Source organism: Microbacterium sp. CGR1 (assembly GCF_051062835.1).
Lineage (GTDB): Bacteria > Actinomycetota > Actinomycetes > Actinomycetales > Microbacteriaceae > Microbacterium.
In genome coordinates this window covers 2,646,005-2,666,116 of the sequence record NZ_JAOTPG010000001.1, presented here as the reverse complement: position 1 = coordinate 2,666,116, position 20,112 = coordinate 2,646,005, and the positions used below count along the sequence as shown (strand labels likewise).

Annotated in this window: 17 protein-coding genes; 7 read left to right on the top strand and 10 right to left on the bottom strand. The window is 69.0% G+C overall.

Features of this window, described 5'->3' with window-relative positions; translation table 11 throughout:
• Positions 1 to 10: 10 nt before the first annotated feature.
• Together OD997_RS13205 and OD997_RS13200 are read right to left on the bottom strand one after the other, a co-directional pair.
• Entirely contained in the window at positions 11 to 802 is a 792-nt protein-coding gene (locus OD997_RS13205; RefSeq protein ID WP_434331982.1) for an NAD(P)H-dependent oxidoreductase, read from the bottom strand.
• 14 nt (positions 803 to 816) lie between these two features.
• A complete protein-coding gene (locus OD997_RS13200; RefSeq protein ID WP_434331981.1) occupies positions 817 to 2,187 on the bottom strand; it encodes an MFS transporter in 1,371 nt (456 codons plus the stop codon).
• A 97-nt stretch (positions 2,188 to 2,284) separates the two neighbouring features.
• Here OD997_RS13200 and OD997_RS13195 point away from each other — a divergent pair, with 97 nt between their 5' ends.
• From OD997_RS13195 to OD997_RS13170, 6 genes are all read left to right on the top strand, one after another.
• A complete protein-coding gene (locus OD997_RS13195) occupies positions 2,285 to 2,689 on the top strand; it encodes a winged helix-turn-helix transcriptional regulator (protein WP_434331980.1) in 405 nt (134 codons plus the stop codon).
• A 50-nt stretch (positions 2,690 to 2,739) separates the two neighbouring features.
• Positions 2,740 to 4,185 (top strand): argininosuccinate synthase, encoded by a 1,446-nt coding sequence (gene argG, locus OD997_RS13190; protein WP_434331979.1) that lies wholly within the window; start codon positions 2,740 to 2,742, stop codon positions 4,183 to 4,185.
• A gap of 138 nt (positions 4,186 to 4,323) precedes the next feature.
• Positions 4,324 to 4,947, top strand: coding sequence for a TetR/AcrR family transcriptional regulator (locus OD997_RS13185; RefSeq protein ID WP_434331978.1), 624 nt, complete (start codon positions 4,324 to 4,326; stop codon positions 4,945 to 4,947).
• Positions 4,944 to 5,855, top strand: a complete 912-nt coding sequence (locus OD997_RS13180; protein ID WP_434331977.1) for a hypothetical protein — start codon at positions 4,944 to 4,946, stop codon at positions 5,853 to 5,855. The genes OD997_RS13185 and OD997_RS13180 overlap by 4 nt, the downstream gene beginning before the upstream one ends.
• Complete coding sequence (locus OD997_RS13175) at positions 5,852 to 7,687, top strand: YhgE/Pip family protein (protein WP_434331976.1); 1,836 nt, start codon at positions 5,852 to 5,854, stop codon at positions 7,685 to 7,687. The genes OD997_RS13180 and OD997_RS13175 overlap by 4 nt, the downstream gene beginning before the upstream one ends.
• Positions 7,688 to 7,818: 131 nt before the next feature.
• Complete coding sequence (locus tag OD997_RS13170; protein WP_434331975.1) at positions 7,819 to 10,467, top strand: penicillin acylase family protein; 2,649 nt, start codon at positions 7,819 to 7,821, stop codon at positions 10,465 to 10,467.
• A 21-nt stretch (positions 10,468 to 10,488) separates the two neighbouring features.
• Here the strand turns inward: OD997_RS13170 and OD997_RS13165 are convergent, their stop codons facing one another.
• Positions 10,489 to 11,847 (bottom strand): MFS transporter, encoded by a 1,359-nt coding sequence (locus OD997_RS13165; protein ID WP_434331974.1) that lies wholly within the window; start codon positions 11,845 to 11,847, stop codon positions 10,489 to 10,491.
• A gap of 70 nt (positions 11,848 to 11,917) precedes the next feature.
• Between OD997_RS13165 and OD997_RS13160 the strand changes: the two genes are divergently transcribed.
• Positions 11,918 to 12,679, top strand: a complete 762-nt coding sequence (locus tag OD997_RS13160; RefSeq protein ID WP_434331973.1) for an alpha/beta fold hydrolase — start codon at positions 11,918 to 11,920, stop codon at positions 12,677 to 12,679.
• 28 nt (positions 12,680 to 12,707) lie between these two features.
• On the opposite strand, the gene OD997_RS13155 is transcribed toward OD997_RS13160, so the two are convergent.
• From OD997_RS13155 to OD997_RS13125, 7 genes are read right to left on the bottom strand one after another with little or no spacing between them, the layout of a single operon-like run.
• Positions 12,708 to 13,541, bottom strand: coding sequence for a DUF2510 domain-containing protein (locus tag OD997_RS13155; protein WP_434331972.1), 834 nt, complete (start codon positions 13,539 to 13,541; stop codon positions 12,708 to 12,710).
• Positions 13,542 to 13,560: 19 nt separating this feature from the next.
• Positions 13,561 to 13,950 carry a monovalent cation/H(+) antiporter subunit G gene (gene mnhG / locus OD997_RS13150; protein ID WP_056310809.1) on the bottom strand — a complete coding sequence of 130 codons (390 nt, stop codon included), beginning with the start codon at positions 13,948 to 13,950 and terminating at the stop codon, positions 13,561 to 13,563.
• Entirely contained in the window at positions 13,947 to 14,216 is a 270-nt protein-coding gene (locus OD997_RS13145; RefSeq protein WP_434331971.1) for a monovalent cation/H+ antiporter complex subunit F, read from the bottom strand. Before OD997_RS13145 ends, mnhG begins: the two co-directional genes overlap by 4 nt.
• A complete protein-coding gene (locus OD997_RS13140; RefSeq protein WP_434331970.1) occupies positions 14,213 to 14,842 on the bottom strand; it encodes a Na+/H+ antiporter subunit E in 630 nt (209 codons plus the stop codon). The genes OD997_RS13145 and OD997_RS13140 overlap by 4 nt, the downstream gene beginning before the upstream one ends.
• A complete protein-coding gene (locus OD997_RS13135; protein ID WP_434331969.1) occupies positions 14,839 to 16,392 on the bottom strand; it encodes a Na+/H+ antiporter subunit D in 1,554 nt (517 codons plus the stop codon). The genes OD997_RS13140 and OD997_RS13135 overlap by 4 nt, the downstream gene beginning before the upstream one ends.
• Positions 16,389 to 17,042: an NADH-quinone oxidoreductase subunit K gene (locus tag OD997_RS13130; RefSeq protein WP_434331968.1), complete on the bottom strand. Its 654-nt coding sequence runs from the start codon at positions 17,040 to 17,042 to the stop codon at positions 16,389 to 16,391. The genes OD997_RS13135 and OD997_RS13130 overlap by 4 nt, the downstream gene beginning before the upstream one ends.
• Entirely contained in the window at positions 17,042 to 19,984 is a 2,943-nt protein-coding gene (locus tag OD997_RS13125) for a Na+/H+ antiporter subunit A (protein ID WP_434331967.1), read from the bottom strand. Before OD997_RS13125 ends, OD997_RS13130 begins: the two co-directional genes overlap by 1 nt.
• Between the last annotated feature and the right edge of the window lie 128 nt (positions 19,985 to 20,112).

The following is a 20,112-nucleotide window of genomic DNA, read 5'->3' as shown; positions in this document are numbered from 1 at the left end:
GGAGCGCGGTTCAGTCGCTCGGGACGCGATGGATGCCGAGGTCGGTGCGCCCGGGGAGCAGATCCTCCCGAAGCGCTCGGGTTCCGTGATACTCACCGTCGCGGAGCCGGCGGTACGGGCTGCTCGGCGATTCGTCGCGGATCCCGGCGAGCCGTTCGATGAGCCGCGCGCTCTCGCGGTCGATGTCCGCCGATGCCAGCCCGTCGGCATCGTGGACGACGTGCAGGTCGAGCGGCTCTATGCCGGTGTACCAGAGGGTGCCGTGGGTGAGCGGGAACAGCAGCGAGTCCAGGTCTCCGCTCACGCCCCGTTCTCCGATCGAGCGGTCGTCCTCGCCGGCCGTGACGATCACCAGGGCTCGACGACCCGACAGCAGCCCCTCGCCGTACCGCAGGGGAAGACCCGTCTCGGGGTCGGCGGGACCGTACGCGAAGCCGTTGGTCAGCACGCGATCGAACCACCCCTTGAGGATCGCCGGCGGCCCGTACCACCACAGCGGGAACTGCAGCACGACGAGATCCGCGGCCTCGAGCTTGCGCTGCTCCTCGCTCACATCCGACGGCAGCTCGCCCGCCGCGTACGCCTCGCCCATGAGGTCGACGACGCTGCCGTCCCGTCCGAGAGGCTCGCCCAGGTCGGGGGCGGCGAGAACGGGATCGAACCCCTGGCGGTACAGATCGGTGATCTCGACGTCGTGGTCGCGCGACAGCGCCTGCACTCCGTCGCGGAACAGCCGGGCGTTGAACGATTTCTCCTGGGGGTGGGCGTAGATCCAGTGGACGGTCGGGCGTGATGCAGACAACGGAGAGCCTTTCTTCAGCGGGGGTCGAGGATCGGAGGCTTCGGTGCGCGCCTCCAGAGCGGCAGAAGCGCCGCCGCGACGACCAGACCGGTCGCGACGAGAAGCGCGACGACGAAACCGCGAGACCCGGTGATCGAGGCGATCGTGCCGAGCACGGCGATCCCGAGGCCGCCGCCGAGCGCGAAGCCGACCTCCTGGATCGCCCCCACCTGACCGGCGTCGTCTTCGGTGGTCACGTCGAAGAGAGTCGTCGCGGCGAGCGTGGCCGCGACGCCGAATCCCACCCCGACCAGCACGAGCGGGATCGCGACGAGGTCGACCCCGGTCGACAACCAGGCGAGGCCCGCCCCCTGCACCACGAGCGCGAGCACGGTCAGCGTGGGAGACGAGAGCCACCGGAGGAACACCGGGGCGAGCACTCCGCCGAGAGCGATCGCGACCGCCTGCGGAAGGATCGCGATGCCGGCTTCAGCCGCGCTGAATCCCCGGGCATCCTGCAGGTGCAGGCTCACCAAGAGCACGGATGCCGTCGACACGCCGCTGCTCGCCACGATGCGCACGATGGCAGGGCTGAACCCCGGCACACGGAAGAGCCGCATGTCGATGAGGGGTTCGGCGAGGAGCCGCTGGCGACGGATGAAGAACACGAGCGTCACGACCGCGACGACTCCGGCGATGCCGGCGGCCAACGGAGCCGCGAGCACCTCGTGCAGGGCGAAGACGAGGGCTCCGAGGGCGACGATCGACGAGAGGATGCTGAGGACGTCCCACGACGGGGGCCGCGAGCTGCGGGAATCAGGGACGAGCCAGATCGCGAGCACTCCTGCGACGACCGCGAGCGGCACGCTGCCCAGCAGCAGCCAGCGCCACCCCGGACCCTCGGTGACGATGCCCCCGAGCACCGGGCCCAGAGCACTGCCGGCTCCGAAGGTCGCGGTCCACAGCCCGTAGGCCAGCACGCGCTGCCGTGCGTGATAGTGCGCACCGATCGTGGCGACGACGCCCGCCACGACGAACGCCTCCGCGACACCGAGGAGAGCGCGCACGACGATCAGCAGCATCCCGTCCTGGGCGAATCCGCCGACGACGTTGAGCACCGCGAAACCGGCGAGGCCGAACAGCACGATCCGCTTGCGCCCGAAAGAGTCGCCGATGCGGGCGGCGACGATCAGCGTCGCCGCAAGAGAGAGCGCATACACGTCGACGAGCCAGAGCGCGCCGCTGTCGCTGAGGACGAGGTCGCCGCGGATCGCCGGAAGCGCGGTCGACATGCTGCTGATCGCGAGCGCGCCGATCAGGATGCCGAGGAGCAGGGGGATCATGGCGAGCCACGGATGCCGAGTCGTACGAGGTCGAGCGGCTGCCGTGGAGGAGGGGAAGGTCACTGCCTCAGTCTCGCGCCGCAGGTACACTTCAGACAAGTACGGTCATTCAGGGTACATAGTGACCATCTGGATACTATAGGCAACGAAGGGCGGACCCATGAGGGAGAAGACGGAGCGCATCGTCCGTGAGTGGGGAGATGCGTGCGACGCCGAGGTCTCGATCGCGGTCCTCGGCGGGGCCTGGAAGCCCAGCATCCTCAGTCTTCTCGGCGAGCACGAGGTGCTGCGATTCGGTGAGCTCAGCAGACTGCTCGACGAGCCGACCGCCCGCGTGCTGACCCGCCAGCTGCGCGAGCTGGAGGACGACGGGCTGCTCGTCCGCACGGTCTATCGGCAGGTCCCACCCAAGGTCGAGTACCGGCTGAGCGACCTCGGCCATGGATCGATGCCCCTCATCGAGGCACTGACCGACTGGGGCGGCGGATACGCGGCGCACCAGCGTCGCGAACTCGAGCGACTCGCTGCCGAGCCCGAGGCTCTCGACGCGGTCGTCACGCACTGACCCGCATCCCCGTCCGAAACAGCCGACACGCCGCCGATAGACTGGGAACCATGTCCAAGGTCCTCCAGTCACTTCCCGTCGGCGAGCGCGTCGGCATCGCCTTCTCCGGAGGACTCGACACCTCCGTCGCCGTCGCGTGGATGCGCGACAAGGGCGCCGTCCCCTACACGTACACCGGTGATCTCGGTCAGTACGACGAAGACGACATCGAGTCGATCCCCGGCCGCGCACTCGAGTACGGCGCCGAGGCCTCGCGCCTGATCGACTGCAAGACCGCTCTGGTCGAGGAGGGTCTCGTCGCTCTCTCGTGCGGCGCCTTCCACATCCGCTCGGGCGGCAAGACCTACTTCAACACCACTCCTCTCGGCCGCGCTGTCACGGGCACGCTGCTCGTGCGCGCCATGAAGGAAGACGGCGTCGACATCTGGGGCGACGGCTCGACCTACAAGGGCAACGACATCGAGCGGTTCTACCGCTACGGCCTGCTCGCCAATCCGCGCCTGCGCGTGTACAAGCCCTGGCTCGACGCGGACTTCGTCACCGAGCTCGGCGGCCGCAAGGAGATGAGCGAGTGGCTCCAGGCGCACGACTTCCCGTACCGCGACTCGGTCGAGAAGGCGTACTCGACCGACGCCAACATCTGGGGTGCGACGCACGAGGCGAAGACCCTCGAGCACCTGGACGTCTCGCTCGAGACCGTCGACCCGATCATGGGCGTCAAGTTCTGGGACCCGTCGGTCGCGATCGAGACCGAAGACGTCACGGTCACGTTCGAGGCAGGGCGCCCCGTCGCCATCAACGGCGTCGAGTACACCGACCCGGTGGCCCTGGTGCAGGAGGCGAACACGATCGGCGGACGCCACGGCCTCGGCATGAGCGACCAGATCGAGAACCGCATCATCGAGGCCAAGTCGCGCGGCATCTACGAGGCCCCGGCCATGTCGCTGCTCTTCATCGCCTACGAGCGCCTGGTCAACGGCATCCTGAACGAAGACACCCTCGCGACGTACCACGAGCAGGGGCGCCGCCTCGGTCGCCTGATGTACGAGGGCCGCTGGCTCGAGCCGCAGTCGCTCATGCTGCGCGAGTCGATCCAGCGCTGGGTCGGCCTCACGATCTCGGGCTCGGTCACGATCCGCCTGCGTCGCGGCGACGACTGGACGATCCTCGACACCACGTCGCCGAACCTGTCGTATGGCCCCGAGAAGCTGTCGATGGAGCGCGTCGGCGACGCCGCGTTCGGCCCGGTCGACCGCATCGGACAGCTGACCATGCGCAACCTCGACATCGCGGACTCGCGCTCGCGCCTCGAGCAGTACGCAGGTCTCGGCCTCATCGGCGGCGCCACGGGCGAGCTCGTCGGCAGCGTCACCGCTGGAGAATCGCGCGAGATCACGGGTGCCGTCGAGGGCTCGGTCTCCGAGGCCGACGAGAACCTCGCCGACGCGGTCGACACGGCCTCCGAGGGCGCGGCCTTCGACTCCGGCCTCGACTGATCTCTCACTGCTGACGAGGGGGTGGGTGCTTCGGCATCCACCCCCTCTTCTTCTGCGTCCTGCGATCCGCGGCGTGTGCTCCTGTGAGTCCGCCGAGTTATCTTGCACACAACTGTGCACATTAAGTACGATGAGTGCATGACCACCCGTGCTCCCCGCCGCGACTCCGTCGAGAATCGCGCCGGCATCCTCGACGCGGCCCGCGCCACACTCGCCGTCGACCCCCGAGCCTCGATCGACGTGATCGCGCGCAACGCCGGTCTCTCGCGCCGCACCCTCTACGGCCACTTCGACGACCGCGAGGCACTGATCCGCGAACTCATCTCCGTCGGTGCGCAGCGCTTCAACGCGATCGCCGAGTCGGTGACCGACGCCGATCCTCGCCTCGCGCTCGCCCGTCTCGCCGCCCGTCTCTGGCAAGAGGCCGCCCACGTGCAGGTCGCCGCCGCCCTCGCCCTCGACGAGGCGCATGTCGAGCACACCGCCGAGGCCCTCGCCCCGCTGCGCCGCACTGTCGCCGCCCTCGCCGAACGCGGCCAGAGCGACGGCAGCTTCCGCACCGACCTCGCCGCGTCCACGCTCGCGCGGCTCATCGAAGAGGTGGCCCGCACGGTCGTCTCACGCACAGACGCGGCGAGCACCGGCGCCGACAACATCGCCGTCCGCACTCTGCTCAGCATCGCAGGACTCTCCTGGCGCGAGGCTGACGAGCTGCTCACCGCCCACTCCGACATCGTCACCACCCAGGAGGTCAGCGCATGAGAGTTACTCTGCACGACGTCAGCAAGGGCCGCGGCGGCCAGGCGCTGCCGACGACGAGCCTCGAGTTCCACACCGGCGCCGTGCGCTTCGCACTCGCCGAGACCGAACAGCGCCCGAGCGTGCTCGGCCTGATCGCCAGCGGACGGATGAAGCCCGACACCGGTCGCGTCACCGTCGACGGCACGACGAACAACCGGATGCTCCGCCGCGCGGTCGCACTCGTCGACGCCCCCGACGTCAGCGACCCGCACGCCGACATCACGCTCGCCGGGGTCGTCGGCGAGGAGCTCATGTTCGCGGGCGTCGGAGCGACTCCCCTGCATGCCCGCCGTTGGCTCACCCAGCTCGGATTCGGGGAGCTCGCGGGAGTGCCGATCGGCAGCGTCGACCCGGCGGCCCGCGTGCGCATCCTGTGCGAGCTCGCCGTGCTGCGCGAGGGCACCGAGGGCATCGTGCTCGTCTCCCCCGACCGCCATGGCGGCAGCCCCGACGGCTGGTGGCGCATCGCGTCGGAGTTCGCCGACCGCGGCTACGCCATGCTCGTGATCATCGGTGGATCCGCGGCAGTCGCCCTCGAGCGGATGCACGAGCTCGAGGCCATCAACGCCTCAGGCCCCGTGCAGCCCCTCGTGCTCGACGCGCCCGCCGCCGATCCCGACGCCGATGCCCCTGCATCCGACAGCGACGCCCCGGCATCCGACGCCGACTCCCCGACATCCGAGTCGAAGAACCCGGATGAGCCGGTCGACGCAGCGAGCTCTGATGACTCTGGTTCTCCGCACGAAGAGGACCCCCGGTCGTTGAGCGAGGATGCCGAGGCCGACCGCGACGACACACCAGACGACGACGCACCAGACACCGACACCGACACACCCGCAGACACGACCGAGAACGGAGCCGAGCGATGAAGGTTCCCTCCATGATCGCCGCCGAGCTGCGGCGCCTCACCGCCAGCAAGATGGGCATCATCGCCCTGATCGCGCTCGTGTGCGTGCCGATCCTCTACGGCGGTCTCTACCTCTGGGCGAACCAGGACCCGTATGCCAAGTTCCCCGACGTCCCCGTCGCCCTCGTGGTCGACGACGAAGGTGCGGCGACCCCCACCACCGGCACGGATGCTCCGACCGGCGAGACCGTCAACTACGGCGAGGATGTCGCCGAGAACCTCATCGAGGGCAACGCGTTCGACTGGCAGCGCATGTCGGCCGATGAGGCGGCGGATGCTCTCCGCGAGGGCACCGTCGACTTCACCGTCACGATCCCCACCGACTTCTCTGCCGCACTGACTTCCGCCTCGGGCGACGACCCTCACCAGGCGCGCATCGAGCTCGAGACCAACGACGCCAACAACTACTTGGCGTCATCGATGGGCACGCAGGCCGTCGAGAAGATCCGCAGCTCCGTGGCCGAGATGGTCGGCAGCGAGGCAGCCGAGCGGCTGCTCACCGGGCTCAGCGACGTGCGCGACAACCTCGTCACCGCCGTCGACGGCGCGAACCAGCTCACCGACGGCGCGAACACGGCCGCCACGGGCAGCGCGACCCTGGCCGACGGCACGAGCCAGCTCGCGGCCGGCACCTCGCAGCTCGCCAGCGGAGCGACCACCCTCGCGTCGGGTGCGCAGCAGGTGAGCGACGGCAACCGCCAGCTCGCCGACATCGCCGATCGCGCGGGCTCCGCGGTGCAGCAGGCGACGAACGCGCTTCCTCAGGTGCGCGAGGACATCACCACTGTCCTCACCGACCAGGGCCTCACGCCCGAGGAGATCGACCAGGTCCTGACCACCCTCGACCCGCTCGGAACGCGCCTCGAAGAGGGCAACACGACCGTGCAGAACGCGGTCGACAAGGTCGATCAGCTCGCGGCGGGCGCCGCCTCCGTGGCATCCGGCGCTTCGCAGCTCGCTTCGGGCGCGCAGACCGTCGCGACGGGAGCGGCGGCTGCGAACGACGGTGCCGCCCAGCTGCGCGACGGCCTCGGCACGCTCGCCTCCGGCACGGCCGAGCTGCGCGACGGCCTGGCCGACGGGGTCGAGCAGATCCCCGTGTCGACCCCCGAGCTGCGCACCCAGCAGGCCGACACCATCGCCGACCCGGTGAAGGTGTCGAGCGACAAGGTCGCCTCAGCCGAGGACTACGGCGCAGGACTCGCCCCGTTCTTCGCCGCGCTCTCGGCATGGATCGGCATCTACGCGCTGTTCCTCATCGTCAAGCCGATCTCCCGTCGAGCCGTCACCGCCCTGCACTCCCCGATCCGCGTCACCCTGGCGGGCTGGCTGACCCCGGCCATGCTCGGTGCGGTGCAGATGCTCGGCCTCATGGGGATCCTCGCGATCACCCTCGGCTTCACGTTCAACAACCCCATCGGCACGCTCGGGGTCATGATCTTCGCATCGGCGACGTTCGCCGCGATCATCCTGGCGCTCAACGTCTGGCTCGGCTCGGTCGGGCAGTTCCTGGGACTCGTGCTCATGGTGCTGCAGCTCGTCACAGCCGGCGGAACCTTCCCCTGGCAGACGCTTCCCGCCCCCCTCGCCGCCCTCCACCATGTGCTCCCGCTCGGCTACGTCGTCGACGCGATGCGGCAGCTCATGTACGGGGGCAACCTGGGTCGAGCCGGCTGGGACCTGGTGGTGCTGGGCATCTGGCTGGTCGGCGCGCTGCTGCTGGCGGCGATCGGCGTGACGCGGATGACGCACCGGCGCACGCTGCGAGACCTGCAGCCCAGCCTCATCGGCTGATCGGGGTCGCACGAGAACAGTCCCCGGAATCCGAGGGTTGTGGGTAGTATTCCCAGAGTGCGTCCTTGGGACGCGCTCTGGGACTCTCTGGGACTGAGTCCCACCCTGCCTTCCCGAAAGAGTTCTCGAAGATGACAACTGATTCGCCGGAGATCGTCGACCCTGCGCGCCCGTCACTGGGTGCGCGCATCGGCCGCATCGCATTCCTCGTCGTGGCGACGATCGTCGTGATCGCCGTCGCCGCCGCGTTCTTCGTCACGTGGACGATCCAGCGCTCGTTCCCCCAGACTGACGGCTCCCTGCCCCTCGACGGGCTGGAGGCCGAGGTCACCGTGCAGCGCGATGACCGCGGCATCCCCACGATCACCGCCGACTCGACGCACGACCTCTTCTACGCCGAGGGCTTCGTGCACGCGCAGGACCGCTTCTTCGAGATGGACTTCCGCCGCCACGTCACGGCGGGTCGGGTGGCCGAGATGTTCGGGGAGTCGCAGGCAGGGACCGATGCGTTCCTGCGCACCCTGGGCTGGCGCACGGTCGCCGAAGCAGAGGTCGAGGCTATGGACGACGTGACCCGCGGCTACTACGAGGCCTACGCCGACGGGGTCAACGCCTACCTTTCGTCGCGGTCGGGCGCCGAACTGTCGCTCGAGTATGCCGTTCTGGGCATACAGAACCCCGAGTACGCACCCGAGCCCTGGGAGCCCGCGGATTCCGTCGCCTGGCTGAAGGCGATGGCGTGGGACCTCCGCGGCAACGTCGAGGACGAGACCGAGCGGGCGCTGCTCGCGGCGGAACTCTCCTCCGGTTCTGCGGATGCGACAGAGACGCAGGCCACGCTCGACACCCTCTACCCCGCGTATCCGTTCGACGAGCATCCCGTGATCGTCCCCGAGATCTCGACCGTGCCGGCACTCGGGACGGACGCAGAGCCTGCCGCGTTCACCACCGACGAGAACGACGACGAGATGCAGCAGGCCGCCACCACGATCGAGTGGCAGGAGGCGTCCGGCGTGATCGAGGCGGCGAGCATCCTGGTGGGCGACGTCGGAGAGGGGATCGGATCGAACTCGTGGGTGGTCTCGGGCGACCTCACCGAGACCGGAATGCCCCTGCTCGCGAACGACCCGCACCTCGGCGCCTCCCTGCCGTCGGTCTGGTATCAGGTGCAGTTGAAGTGCAGCGAGGTCACCGACGAGTGCCCGTTCGATGTGGGCGGCTTCTCGTTCTCGGGCCTTCCCGGCATCGTGATCGGCCACAACCAGCACGTCGCCTGGGGGTTCACGAACCTGACCACCGACGTCACCGACCTGTACATCGAGCGGATCGAGGGCGACCAGTACTGGCGCGACGGCGCTCTCGTGCCCCTCGAGGAGAGCACCGAGACCATCAAGGTCGCCGGCGGCGACGACATCGAGCTGACCATCCGCTCGACAGTCCACGGCCCGATCATCTCGGGTCTGACCGACGACTTCACCGCGATCGCCGGCGACCCCGAGCCCGGGCTCGCGGCCGGCGGGGCGACGGGGACTGCTCCGACCGGCGACGGCTCCGAGTACGCCGTCAGCCTGCGCTGGACGGCGCTGGATCCCGGCACCGCGGCGACGGCGATCTTCGCCCTCTCGACCGCGCAGGACTTCGAGGAGTTCCGCTACGCCGCGTCACTGTTCGACGTGCCGGCCCAGAACCTCATCTACGCCGACACCGAGGGCAACATCGGCTACCAGACGCCGGGGCGTCTGCCGATCCGCGGTGCGGGAGACGGATGGATGCCGCAGCCCGGATGGGACAGCAGCTACGACTGGACCGGGTTCATCCCGTTCGAAGACCTCCCGGTGTCGTACAACCCCGCCGCCGGGTACATCGTGACCGCGAACAACGCGATCGTCACCGATGACTACCCGTACTTCCTCTCGCGGGACTGGGACTACGGCTACCGCGCGGCGCGCATCGCGCATCTGATCGAACGACAGGCCGCAGCCGGCCCGCTCACCGCAACGGACATGCGCGATATCCAGATGGACAGCGAGATGTGGATCGGCAAGCGCCTGTCGTCCGCGATGGGCGATGTCGACGTGAAGGGCGCAGGGGCCGAGGATGCCGTCGATCTGCTGCGCTCGTGGGATGCCCAGAACGAGGCATCCTCCGCTGCCGCCGCATACGCGAACGTCCTCTGGTCGAACCTCGTGCAGAATCTGTTCGCCGAACGCGACCAGCCCCTTCCGATCGACGGCCAAGGGCGCCTGTTCACCGTGGTGGCCGACCTGCTCGACGACCCCGCCGATCCGCTCTGGACCAACTCGGCCCTCGACGTGTCGAGCAGGGACGAGATGCTCGCGCTGTCGGCCGAAGAGGCCTATGACGAGCTCTCCGCGCTGCAGGGCACGACCGTCAGCGCCTGGAGGTGGGGAGATCTGCACGTCATCACCCTGACGAGCGACACCCTCGGCTCGTCGGGCATCGCGCCGATCGAGATGCTCTTCAATCGCGGGCCGTTCGCCGTGAGCGGCGGCGCCTCGGTGGTGAACGCGACGGGATGGGAGCTCGGCACATCGTACGCGACGACCACGGTGCCCTCGATGCGGATGGTGGTCGATCTGTCGGACTTCGACGCCTCGACCTGGATCCACCTCACGGGGGCCTCGGGGCACGCGTTCGACGAGCACTACATCGACCAGACCGCCGATTGGGCGGCCGGCGTGCAGAAGCCCTGGGCCTTCTCGGAGAAGGCGGTGGACGCAGCGGCCAGGCATACGCTCCTGCTGATCCCGGCGGGGTAGGGCCAGGCGTCGACTCGCCCCTCAGGCAGGCGTGGGTTCGGATGCAGCGGCGCGGCATGCGATCAGCCGGATGCCGACGGCGGCGGCGAGGAAGATCCCCGCGAGCATCACCCATCCCGCGAAGCCGAACGTGATCGCCGTGGCGTTCACGACGATGGGCGACGCCAGTGCACCGAGCGAGAAGCCCATTCCGAAGACGCCCTGGTAGGCACCGGCGCGCACGGGGTCTGCGAGCTCGAAGCTCAGTCCCCAGGCGCCCGCCTGCGACAGGATCTCGGCGAACGTGTGCGCGACCATGCCGACGATGAGGATGACGATTGCCGCCCAGGCGGGCAGACCCGCGGCGAGCGCGTAGACGATGCATGCGGCGACCATGAGCCAGCCGGCGATCATCGTCACCCGGCCCGCGATGCGGACGTCGTGCGTGCCCCGGGAGGCTCGCACCTGAAAGAGCACGACCAGCGCGGTGTTGATGATCAGCAGCACGGCGAAGGTCGCCTCCGGCGCGTTGGTGTTCTCGGTGATCCACAGGGGGACGCCGAGCTCGGCGACACCGAACTGCATGCCGAACACGGCCGACAGACCGCTCAGCAGCAGATAGCGGGGGTCGCGCCACGGCGAGCGGCGGTTCCAGTCCCGGCGCTCCGCCGACGCCGCCGCGGTGGCATGGGTGTCGATCGATCCGGTCTCGGTGTGCAGCACCTTCACTCGCGCGCGAGCCGGCGCGTCGACGGCCGAGGTGAGGCGCAGCAGGGGAAGGGACCCGAGGGCGCAGATCACTCCGGCGCAGGCGATGACCGTGCGGTACGCCTCCGGCGTGCCCAGGGCGAGAGCGATCGCGCCGATGCCGGAGCCCGCGGCGATCGCGAGGTTCGTCACTGTGCGCAGCACGGCTCGGGCGTGCACGCGCTTCTCGGGAGCGAAGCCGCGGGCGATGATCGCCGACCGCGCGGAGTGGCCGAGCGTATCGAAGAAGCCGGCGAGGCTCGCGAGGAGGAGGGCCGAGGCGAAGTCCCCCACGAAGGCGTAGGCGGCGAGCAGAACGCCCCCGGTCAGTTCGAAGCCGAAGGCGAGACGCCGGGCACTCCACCTGTCTGCCAGCCACCCGCCGAGGAACGACGCCACGACACCGCATCCGCTCGACACCGCGAGCACGACAGCGGCCTGCGCGGGCGACAGGCCGATGACCTGCGTGAAGAAGAGCACCGTGACGGCGAGGAAGACGCCGCGGCCGACTCGGGAGACCGAAGTGGCCGTCACCAGCGCCCGCAGGACCGGGTCGCTCATGCCGGCGGACAGGCGGGCGACGACGCTCTTCGTCGCGGCTGTGTCCTCGCCGTCCTTCCCGACCAGGTCGGGATGGGGATCGGGCGAAGACACCCTGTCATCCTCGCACGGCTCCGAGACGCGTCCCCACGGACGCCGGTATGCGATGGGTTAGCGTTGACGGGTGGTCTCCAGCTATCTCGCCCCGAAGGGCACACCTGTCACACTGCTCGAGTTCGACCACGCCGGGGCGACCCTCATCGCGGAGACCTTCGGCGAAGGCGCCCACACCTTCCTGCTGCTGCACGGCATCGGCATGGGTCGCAGCGTCTACCTCGACGTCGTACAGAGGTTGCGCGGCCGGGTCATCGCGCTCGACCTCCCCGGATTCGGCGAGGCCCCGGAGCCCACCCGCACCTTCACCATGGAGCGTCACGCCGATCTCGTCGCCGCCTACCTGCGCCACGCCGGTGAAGGTCCGGTCGTCGTGATCGGGCACTCGATGGGCAGCCAGATCGCGGCGGAGCTCGCCGCACGGCATCCGTCGCTCGTCGAGGGCGTCGTGCTCGCAGGCCCCACGGTGAACAAGGCCGCCCGCAACGTGGCCGCGCAGGCGAGCTATCTGCTGACCGACCTGATCGGCGAGCGCCCCCTCGTGATCTGGCGCGGCGCCCGGGAGTACCTCCGCGGCGGCCCCCACCTGATCCGCAAGATCCGGGCGACCATCGTGCACCAGCCCGAGAAGGCGTTCGCGCGCATCGACCAGCCCGTGCTCGTGCTGCGCGGTGAGAGCGACCCGCTGGCACCGATGAGCTGGTGCCAGGAGATCATCGACGAGATCCCCGGTGCCGACCTGCGGGTGATCCCCGACCACGGTCACGGCACGCTGATCAGCGACTCCGAGCCGGCCGCGCGTCTGATCCAGGGCTTCGCCGACAACCTCTGACCGCACCGACGAGCGCGAGGAGACCCACTCAGCGCAGGGGCGGCGGCGATGTCGGCAGGAGCATCGCGTTGCGGCGCGAACGGGTCAGCAGCAGGGTGAACGCGGCCAGACCTCCGAAGAGGAGGGTCACGATGATGCCGATCGCGATCATGGCTCCCGAGTACGGCCCCTGTTCGATGACCGATCCCAGCACGGAGACGATCAGACCGGCGACCGCGAGCGCGGCCACGCACCACCCGACGATCATCGACGCGAGATAGCCCCGAGGACCGGCGTGCCCGGGGCGAACACCGAACTTCGTGCCGATGTACCAGCTCCACCGGGATCCGGTCCACCAGCGACTGACCTGTGCCGTCATCGGATACCACCCGGCTTCGGGTCCTTCGACCTCACCGGGCAGCGGCTGCACGGCGGCGCCCATGATCGGCGCCGACTGCGGAGCGGAGAGCGTGCGCACGCGGCGCGAGTACGCAGCGCCGACGAACCAGATCGCGGCGGCCGTCAGCAGCAGGACGGGGAGGACGAAGTTGCCGGGGTTCTGCGTGATCAGCGCCGCGCTCAGCTGCAGCATGGCGAGCACGAAGAACAGGATGCCGAGGAAGAACCCCATCTGAGGAGGCTCGACGGCCAGAACGTCGGGCCGAGGACGGCCATCGCGGATGCGATACGGGGACCAGACGGTTCCGTCCCACCAGCGGACGTCCGAGGTTCCCGGCACCTGATACCAGCCCATCCACGCCGCCGTCGGCCCGGACACCGCCGTCGGCGGGATCTCCCGCTCATGTGCGGTCCACTGCACGCCGTCCCACCAGCGCTGAACACCCGGCGTGCCGGCGTCGTACCACCCCTGCGGTGCTGACATCGTCCCCCCTCTTCGACTCTCAGCCCGCGCCGGGAGGAGTCTGCTTCGAGTCTGCGAGCTCGTCGACGACGAGGCTGCGCTCGTCGGTCGTGCCGTTGCGATACGCCTGCCGGCCGACGATGTGCGCCGACAGAGGGGCTGTGGCGAACTGCATGAGCACGATCGGGGCGACGAGGGCGAGGCCCACGAGGATCCCTCCGACCGTGCGCAGCGACAGCGCGATCGCGAGACAGATCAGGATGAGCCCCAGCACCTGGGGCTTGGTGGCGGCGTGCAGCCGAGACGGCACGTCGCGGAAGCGCAGCAGTCCGACGGCGGCCGAGAGGCAGAGCAGGGCACCGAGCAGGATCAATACGAGGACGGCGACGTCGATGACGCCGTCGGGGATGCTGAGGCCGAACACGTTCATGGCGTCGTGTTGTCCCTTCTGGCGACGAACCGGGCGACCGAGATCGACCCGAAGACGCCCACCGCGGCGATGATCAGCAGCACCGGGATGTTGCGGGTATGCCCGTTGATCGCCATCTCGGCGCCGAGCACGCACATGACCTCGGTGAGCAGCACGTCGGAGGCGACGGCGCGGTCGAGGATCGACGGGCCCCGCACGATCCGGATGATCGTCAGGATGGCCGCGATGCCGAAGACGACCATGATCGCCAGCAGGAGGATGTTCATCGGGCACCGCCCTTCTTCGCGCCACCGGCCGAGCCGACGGAACCGCCGGCAGAGGCGGCGCGCGCTGCGCGCTCGTCCGCCTTGAGGGCACGGTACTGCTCCGGGGCGCCGAGCGCACGCACGACCCTGCGCTCCCAGCGGAGCACACCCTCACGCTGCTTCTCGACGTCTGCCAGGCTGCGCACGCCGATCACGTGCAGGTACAGCACCTGGCGGTCGCGATCGGCCTCGACGACGAGAGACCCGGGGACCAGCGACGAGACGACCGACACGTGGGTCATCATCAGATCGTCGGCGTACTTGAGCGGCACGGCGATGATCGCGGCCCCGGGCTGACGCCGGAAGTCGAAGACCTGCACGGTCACCGCGAGCGCGCCCTGCAGCACCGCGAACAGGAACTGCACGACCAGGATCGCGGCGTACCAGACGTTGATGCGCCCCGAGAGTTCGACCGTCGGCAGTCGGAAGACGCGGGTGACGAAGACCGCGACGACGAGTCCCGAGAGGAAAGCGAGCACCGTGAACTGGCTCCACAGCAGCATCCACAGCACGACCAGCCACGCGAGGAACGGAAGCTGCACGCGGATGTCGCGCCAGAAGTGACGGCCGGTCTCGGTGGGGCTCATCCCTCCACCTCGTCTTCCAGCTGGATGAGGCTCACCGGGTCGAGCAGAGCCTCGCCGATGCGGTCGCACAGCGCGTAGAGAGGGCCGGCGAAGACTGTCAGCGCCACGGTGACCCCGACCATCCCGGCCGTCGCGACGGTCATGATCCGGGGGATGCGGCGACGCTCCTGCTGCTCGTCGGCCGCGGGAGCGTTGCCCAGGTACGAGATGCGTCCCTCGGTCTCGGCCGAGTCCTCCTCCTCGCGCCAGAACGCGAGGTTCCAGGCGCGCATCAGCGCGTAGAGGGTGAGGAGCGAGGTGACGATACCGCCGGCGATCAGCACGATCATCAGGGGGGTGCCGACGGATGCCGCCGCCTCGAACAGCGCGAACTTGCCGATGAACCCGGAGAACGGCGGGAGTCCACCGAGGTTGATCGCGGGGATGAAGTAGAGCACGGCGATCACCGGCGCGACCTTGAGCAGCCCCTTCACCCGGAGGATCGACGTGCTGCCCGCTCGACGCTCGATGAGTCCGACCGCGAGGAACAGGGTCGTCTGCACGATGATGTGGTGGACGATGTAGTACACCGTCGCGCCGATCGCGGCGGGCGTCGCTATCGCGAGACCGAAGATCATGTACCCGACATGGCTGACGAGCGTGAACGACAGGATTCGTTTCAGCTCCGCCTGCGCGACGGCGCCGAGCACTCCCACGATCATGGTCGCGAGCGCGATGATCAGCAGCAGGGTGTCGATGCTGTTGTCGGCGAACAGCTGCGTCTCGGTGCGGATGAGCGCGTACACGCCGACCTTCGTCAGCAAGCCGGCGAAGACCGCGGTGACAGGGGCCGGAGCCGTCGGGTACGAGTCGGGCAGCCAGAACGACACGGGGAAGATGGCGGCCTTGATGCCGAAGGCGATCACCAGCATGAGGTGCAGCACGAGCTGCGTCTCTTGCGGGAGCTCGGTCATCCGCTCGGCGATCTGCGCCATGTTCACGGTGCCGAGGGCTCCGTAGATCATCGCGATCGAGGCGAGGAACAGGATCGACGAGACCAGGGACACGACGATGTAGACGGCGCCGGTGCGGATGCGGGACTCGGTGCTGCCCAAGGTGATCAGCACGTAGGACGCGACGAGCAGGATCTCGAATCCGACGTACAGGTTGAAGAGGTCTCCCGCGATGAACGCGTTGAAGATTCCGGCGGCGAGGATCAGGTACGACGGGTTGAAGATCGAGATCGGCGTCTCGTCGGTGCCGTCTGCCGCGCCCTGACCGATGGAGAACAGCAGCACGGCGAGCAGCACGATGCTCGAGATGAGCACCAGGAGCGCGGCGAGCCGGTCGACGTACAGGACGATGCCGAACGGCACCGGCCAGCCGCCGACCGAGACGGCGAGGGGAACACCGGCGTCGACGACGACCAGCAGCACCGCGGCGATGACCGAGACGATGGCCAGGGTCGCGACCGTGACGAAAGCCTGGAGGCGGGGGTTGCGGCCGAAGATCAGCGTGACGGCGGCGCCGAGCAGCGGCAGCGCGACGAGCAGTGGGACGAGGGCGCTCATCGGCGGTCCTCCCCGTCTGTCGTCTCGTCCGACTCGTTGTGCTCGTTCTCGTCCTCGGGCGGAGCCGATTCGTGGGCGAGGGTGGATGCCACGGCATCCGCATCCTCCTCCGCCTCCGGCCCAGCCGCCGCGGGCGCCGGGCGAGGGGCGGTCGGGCGATCAGTCGGCGCGTCGTCGTGGATCGCGGGGTGGTCGCGCATGTGCAGCACGGTGATCGGAGCCGTCTGGACGCCCACGAAGTCGGTGGTGGCCTCGTCGTCGGCGGCGTCGGCCTCGTCGTCCATGAGATCCTCGTCGGCATCGGTGCGCTCGCGGAGCGCGATGTCGGCCTCGTCGTCCTCGACGGTGTCGGCCTGGCCCAGCTGCCAGGAGCGGTAGATGAGCGCCAGGAGGAACGCCGAGACGGCGAACGTGATCACGATGGCCGTGAGCGTCAGGGCCTGCGGAAGCGGATCGCTGAGCTCGCCCTCGGTGCCGAAGAAGGGCGCGTTGCCCGGGACACCCATCACGATCAGCAGCAGGATGTTCGTGGCATTGCCGAGCAGGAGGAATCCGATCAGCACCCGGGTCAGGCTGCGCTCGAGCATCGCGTAGACACCGCAGGCGAACAGCACGGCCATGATCACGATCAGGGTCAGGGAGATGTCCATCAGATGGTCACCCCCCGCTCGCGGAACTCCTGCGCCTGGCGGTCGACCTCTCCGCCGAGGCTGCGCAGCACGTCGAGAACGAGACCGATCACGACGAGGTAGACGCCGATGTCGAAGATGGTCGAGGTGACGAACTCCATGTGTCCGATGCCCGGGATCTCCCACTCCCAGAACGTGCTGGTGAGCGGCGCCATCCCGAAGAACAGCGGAACGACGGCGGTGCCGACGGCGAGGATGAGCCCCGTGCCGAGAAGTCGTCCGGCATCCGTGGGTGCGGCTGCTCCGAGCTCCCAGCGCCCGCCCGCGACGTACCGCATGACGAGAGCCATGCCGGCGACGAGTCCGCCGGCGAAGCCACCGCCGGGGAGGTTGTGCCCGGCGAACAGCAGGAAGATCGACACCACGATGATCGTGTGGAACAGGACGCGGACGATGACCTCGAGGAGGATCGACCGATTCTCGGGCTTCATCTTCTGACCGCCGACGAGCCAGGCACGGGGGCTGCTCTCGTTCTCGGAGGTCTGGAAGCGCACGCCCTCGGTCGTCTCGACCAGGGGGCGGCTGAGCGTGCGACGGCGACGGGCCTTGGGCAGCGTCTTCGTCGCCGAGAGCATGTCGGCCCGGTGCGTGACGAACACCAGCGAGGCGACTCCCGTGGCGGCAAGCACGAGCACCGAGAGCTCGCCCATCGTGTCCCACCCGCGGAGGTCGACGAGCGCGACGTTGACGACGTTCTTGCCGTGGCCGATCTCGTACGCGAGCTTGGGGAAGGCCTCGGAGATGGGATCGGAGACGCGCGACTGCGTCGCCACGATCGCGACGAGGGCCATGGTGAGGCCGACGCCGACGCCGAGGAGCGCCCGAGGGATGCGGCCGACGGATGCGTTGTGCTCACCCATGCGCGCCGGGAGGCGCCGGAGGACGAGGGCGAATGTGACCATGGTCACCGTCTCGACCAGGATCTGCGTGAGCGCCAGGTCGGGCGCGCCGCTCGTCGCGAACAGCACGACCATGCCGAGGCCCGTGATCGAGACGAGCACGACGCCGGTGTAGCGCTTCTGCGCGCGGACGGCCATGACGGCTGCGGCCGCCATCATCGGCGCCACGACCAGCTGCGCCGGCGTGTGCCATGCCGAGAGCTGGAACCGGTCGACGTCGCTCGCCAGCAGCGCCGTGATCTCGGCGGCCACGAAGACGACGAAGATCGTGCCGACGTAGACGGGGAGCGAGCCTCGCTGGGTCAGGGTCGTGCTGAGCACCGAGAGCCGGTCGACTCCCCGCATCACCAGGTAGTAGACGTCTGCCGCGGTGAAGCGGATCAGACGCGCCTTGCGGTCCCACCCGGTGCGCACGGTGAGCAGGAAGAGCCCCGCACCGAGAAGGATCGAGAGGATCGAGATGCCGAGCGCAGGTTCGAGCCCGTGCCAGAGGGCGAGGTGTCCTGGCCCCTCCGTCGCGACGCCCTCCGCATCGAGCCCGGGGGTCGCGGTGAGCGCGTATCCCTGCAGGGCGATGTCGATCGCGGGTGCGCCGATCCCGGCGGCGAGCGTGATGCCGGCGAGGATGATCGGCGCCGAGAGGAAGCCGACCGGCGGGTCTGGCCAGGCGGTGTCCGGCAGGCGGTCGCCGACTGCATCCCGTTTCTTCCAGAAGGCACCCCAGAGGAAGCGGATGCCATATGCCGCAGTGAGAATGGATCCGAGGCTGACGCCGATGATCGCGACGAGGCCCCATGGAGACCCGTGCATCGCGTCGTCGAGGAGCGCGGTGAGCGTCGACTCCTTGGCGACGAAGCCGATGGTCGGGGCGATGCCCGCCATCGAGGCGACCGAGATGAATGCCGCGGTCGCCATGACCGGGGCCTGTCTGCCCACCCCGCTCAGCTCGTCGATGTCTCGGGTCGACAGCTGACGGTCGATCACACCGACGATCAGGAACAGCGCCGACTTGAACAGCGCGTGCCCGATCACGAGCGCAAGGCCGGCCAGGGCGCTCGCCTGCGTGCCGTAGCCGATCACGATCGAGAAGAACCCGAGCTGGCTCACGGTGCCGAAGGCGAGGATGCGCTTGAGGTCGGTCTCGCGCAGGGCCTGGATGCCGCCGATGAGCATCGTGACGATTCCCAGCGAGATGATGATCGGCCGCCAGGGTCCGGTGAACGCGAAGATCGGCGCGAAGCGCGCGATCAGGTAGATGCCCGCCTTGACCATGGCCGCCGCGTGCAGGTAGGCGCTCACCGGCGTCGGAGCCGCCATGGCACCCGGCAACCAGAAGTGGAAGGGGAAGATCGCCGACTTGCTGATGGCTCCGATCAGGAGCATCACCACTGCGGCGTCGACGATGGGCCCGGTCGGGGCGAGCTCGAGGATCTCGCGGATGCTGGAGGTGCCGGCGTCGACCACGAGCAGGACGACCCCGACGAACATCACGAGGCCGCCGAGGGTGGTGACCAGGAGTGCCTGCAGGGCCGCACGTCGGCTGGCCGCGCGGCGGCGGTAGTGCCCGATCAGGAGGTACGAGAGGATGCTCGTCACCTCCCAGAACATGACGAGCATGACCAGGTCGTCTGTCAGGACGAGGCCGTACATCGCGCCGGCGAACCCGAGCAGGACGGCCGCGAACTGGCCGATGCCCGCCGAGTCGTCGTGGAAGTACCACCGGCAGTAGAGCAGCACGAGAGCGCCGACGCCCGTGACGATCAGGGTGAGCACCCAGCCGAGCACGTCCATGTTCATCGACAGGTTGAGCCCGAGCTGCGGGATCCACTCGACCGAGACGAACGGCGTCGGCCCGTCGAGCACCTGAGGGGTGAGGACGAGCGCGTGGACGAATGCCGCTGCGGGAATGAGGGCGGCGATGGCGAATGCCTGGGAACCCAGCCAGCGCACCAGCACGGGCATCACGATGGACCCGAGTAGGAACACGGCGAGGAGCGTCAGCATATACGCGGCTCCTCGAAGCTCGTCGGCCGGGGGTGCGGCGCAGGCGGGCGGGTGTCGATATCCAGTTTACCTTGCAATTCCGGCATTCCGGGCCGCTGTTCCCGCATCCGAATCACGTGAATGATCGG

Excerpts from the sequence above, each read along its gene's own strand:
- OD997_RS13155 (WP_434331972.1), bottom strand. The coding sequence starts at position 13,541 with ATGTCAGCACCGCAGGGGTGGTACGACGCCGGCACGCCGGGTGTTCAG.
- OD997_RS13195 (WP_434331980.1), top strand. The coding sequence starts at position 2,285 with ATGAGGGAGAAGACGGAGCGCATCGTCCGTGAGTGGGGAGATGCGTGC.
- OD997_RS13130 (WP_434331968.1), bottom strand. The coding sequence starts at position 17,042 with ATGGACATCTCCCTGACCCTGATCGTGATCATGGCCGTGCTGTTCGCC.
- mnhG (WP_056310809.1), bottom strand. The coding sequence starts at position 13,950 with ATGAACGTGTTCGGCCTCAGCATCCCCGACGGCGTCATCGACGTCGCC.
- argG (WP_434331979.1), top strand. The coding sequence starts at position 2,740 with ATGTCCAAGGTCCTCCAGTCACTTCCCGTCGGCGAGCGCGTCGGCATC.
- OD997_RS13125 (WP_434331967.1), bottom strand. The coding sequence starts at position 19,984 with ATGCTGACGCTCCTCGCCGTGTTCCTACTCGGGTCCATCGTGATGCCC.
- OD997_RS13170 (WP_434331975.1), top strand. The coding sequence starts at position 7,819 with ATGACAACTGATTCGCCGGAGATCGTCGACCCTGCGCGCCCGTCACTG.
- OD997_RS13140 (WP_434331970.1), bottom strand. The coding sequence starts at position 14,842 with ATGAGCCCCACCGAGACCGGCCGTCACTTCTGGCGCGACATCCGCGTG.
- OD997_RS13185 (WP_434331978.1), top strand. The coding sequence starts at position 4,324 with ATGACCACCCGTGCTCCCCGCCGCGACTCCGTCGAGAATCGCGCCGGC.
- OD997_RS13180 (WP_434331977.1), top strand. The coding sequence starts at position 4,944 with ATGAGAGTTACTCTGCACGACGTCAGCAAGGGCCGCGGCGGCCAGGCG.
- OD997_RS13175 (WP_434331976.1), top strand. The coding sequence starts at position 5,852 with ATGAAGGTTCCCTCCATGATCGCCGCCGAGCTGCGGCGCCTCACCGCC.
- OD997_RS13135 (WP_434331969.1), bottom strand. The coding sequence starts at position 16,392 with ATGAGCGCCCTCGTCCCACTGCTCGTCGCGCTGCCGCTGCTCGGCGCC.
- OD997_RS13145 (WP_434331971.1), bottom strand. The coding sequence starts at position 14,216 with ATGAACATCCTCCTGCTGGCGATCATGGTCGTCTTCGGCATCGCGGCC.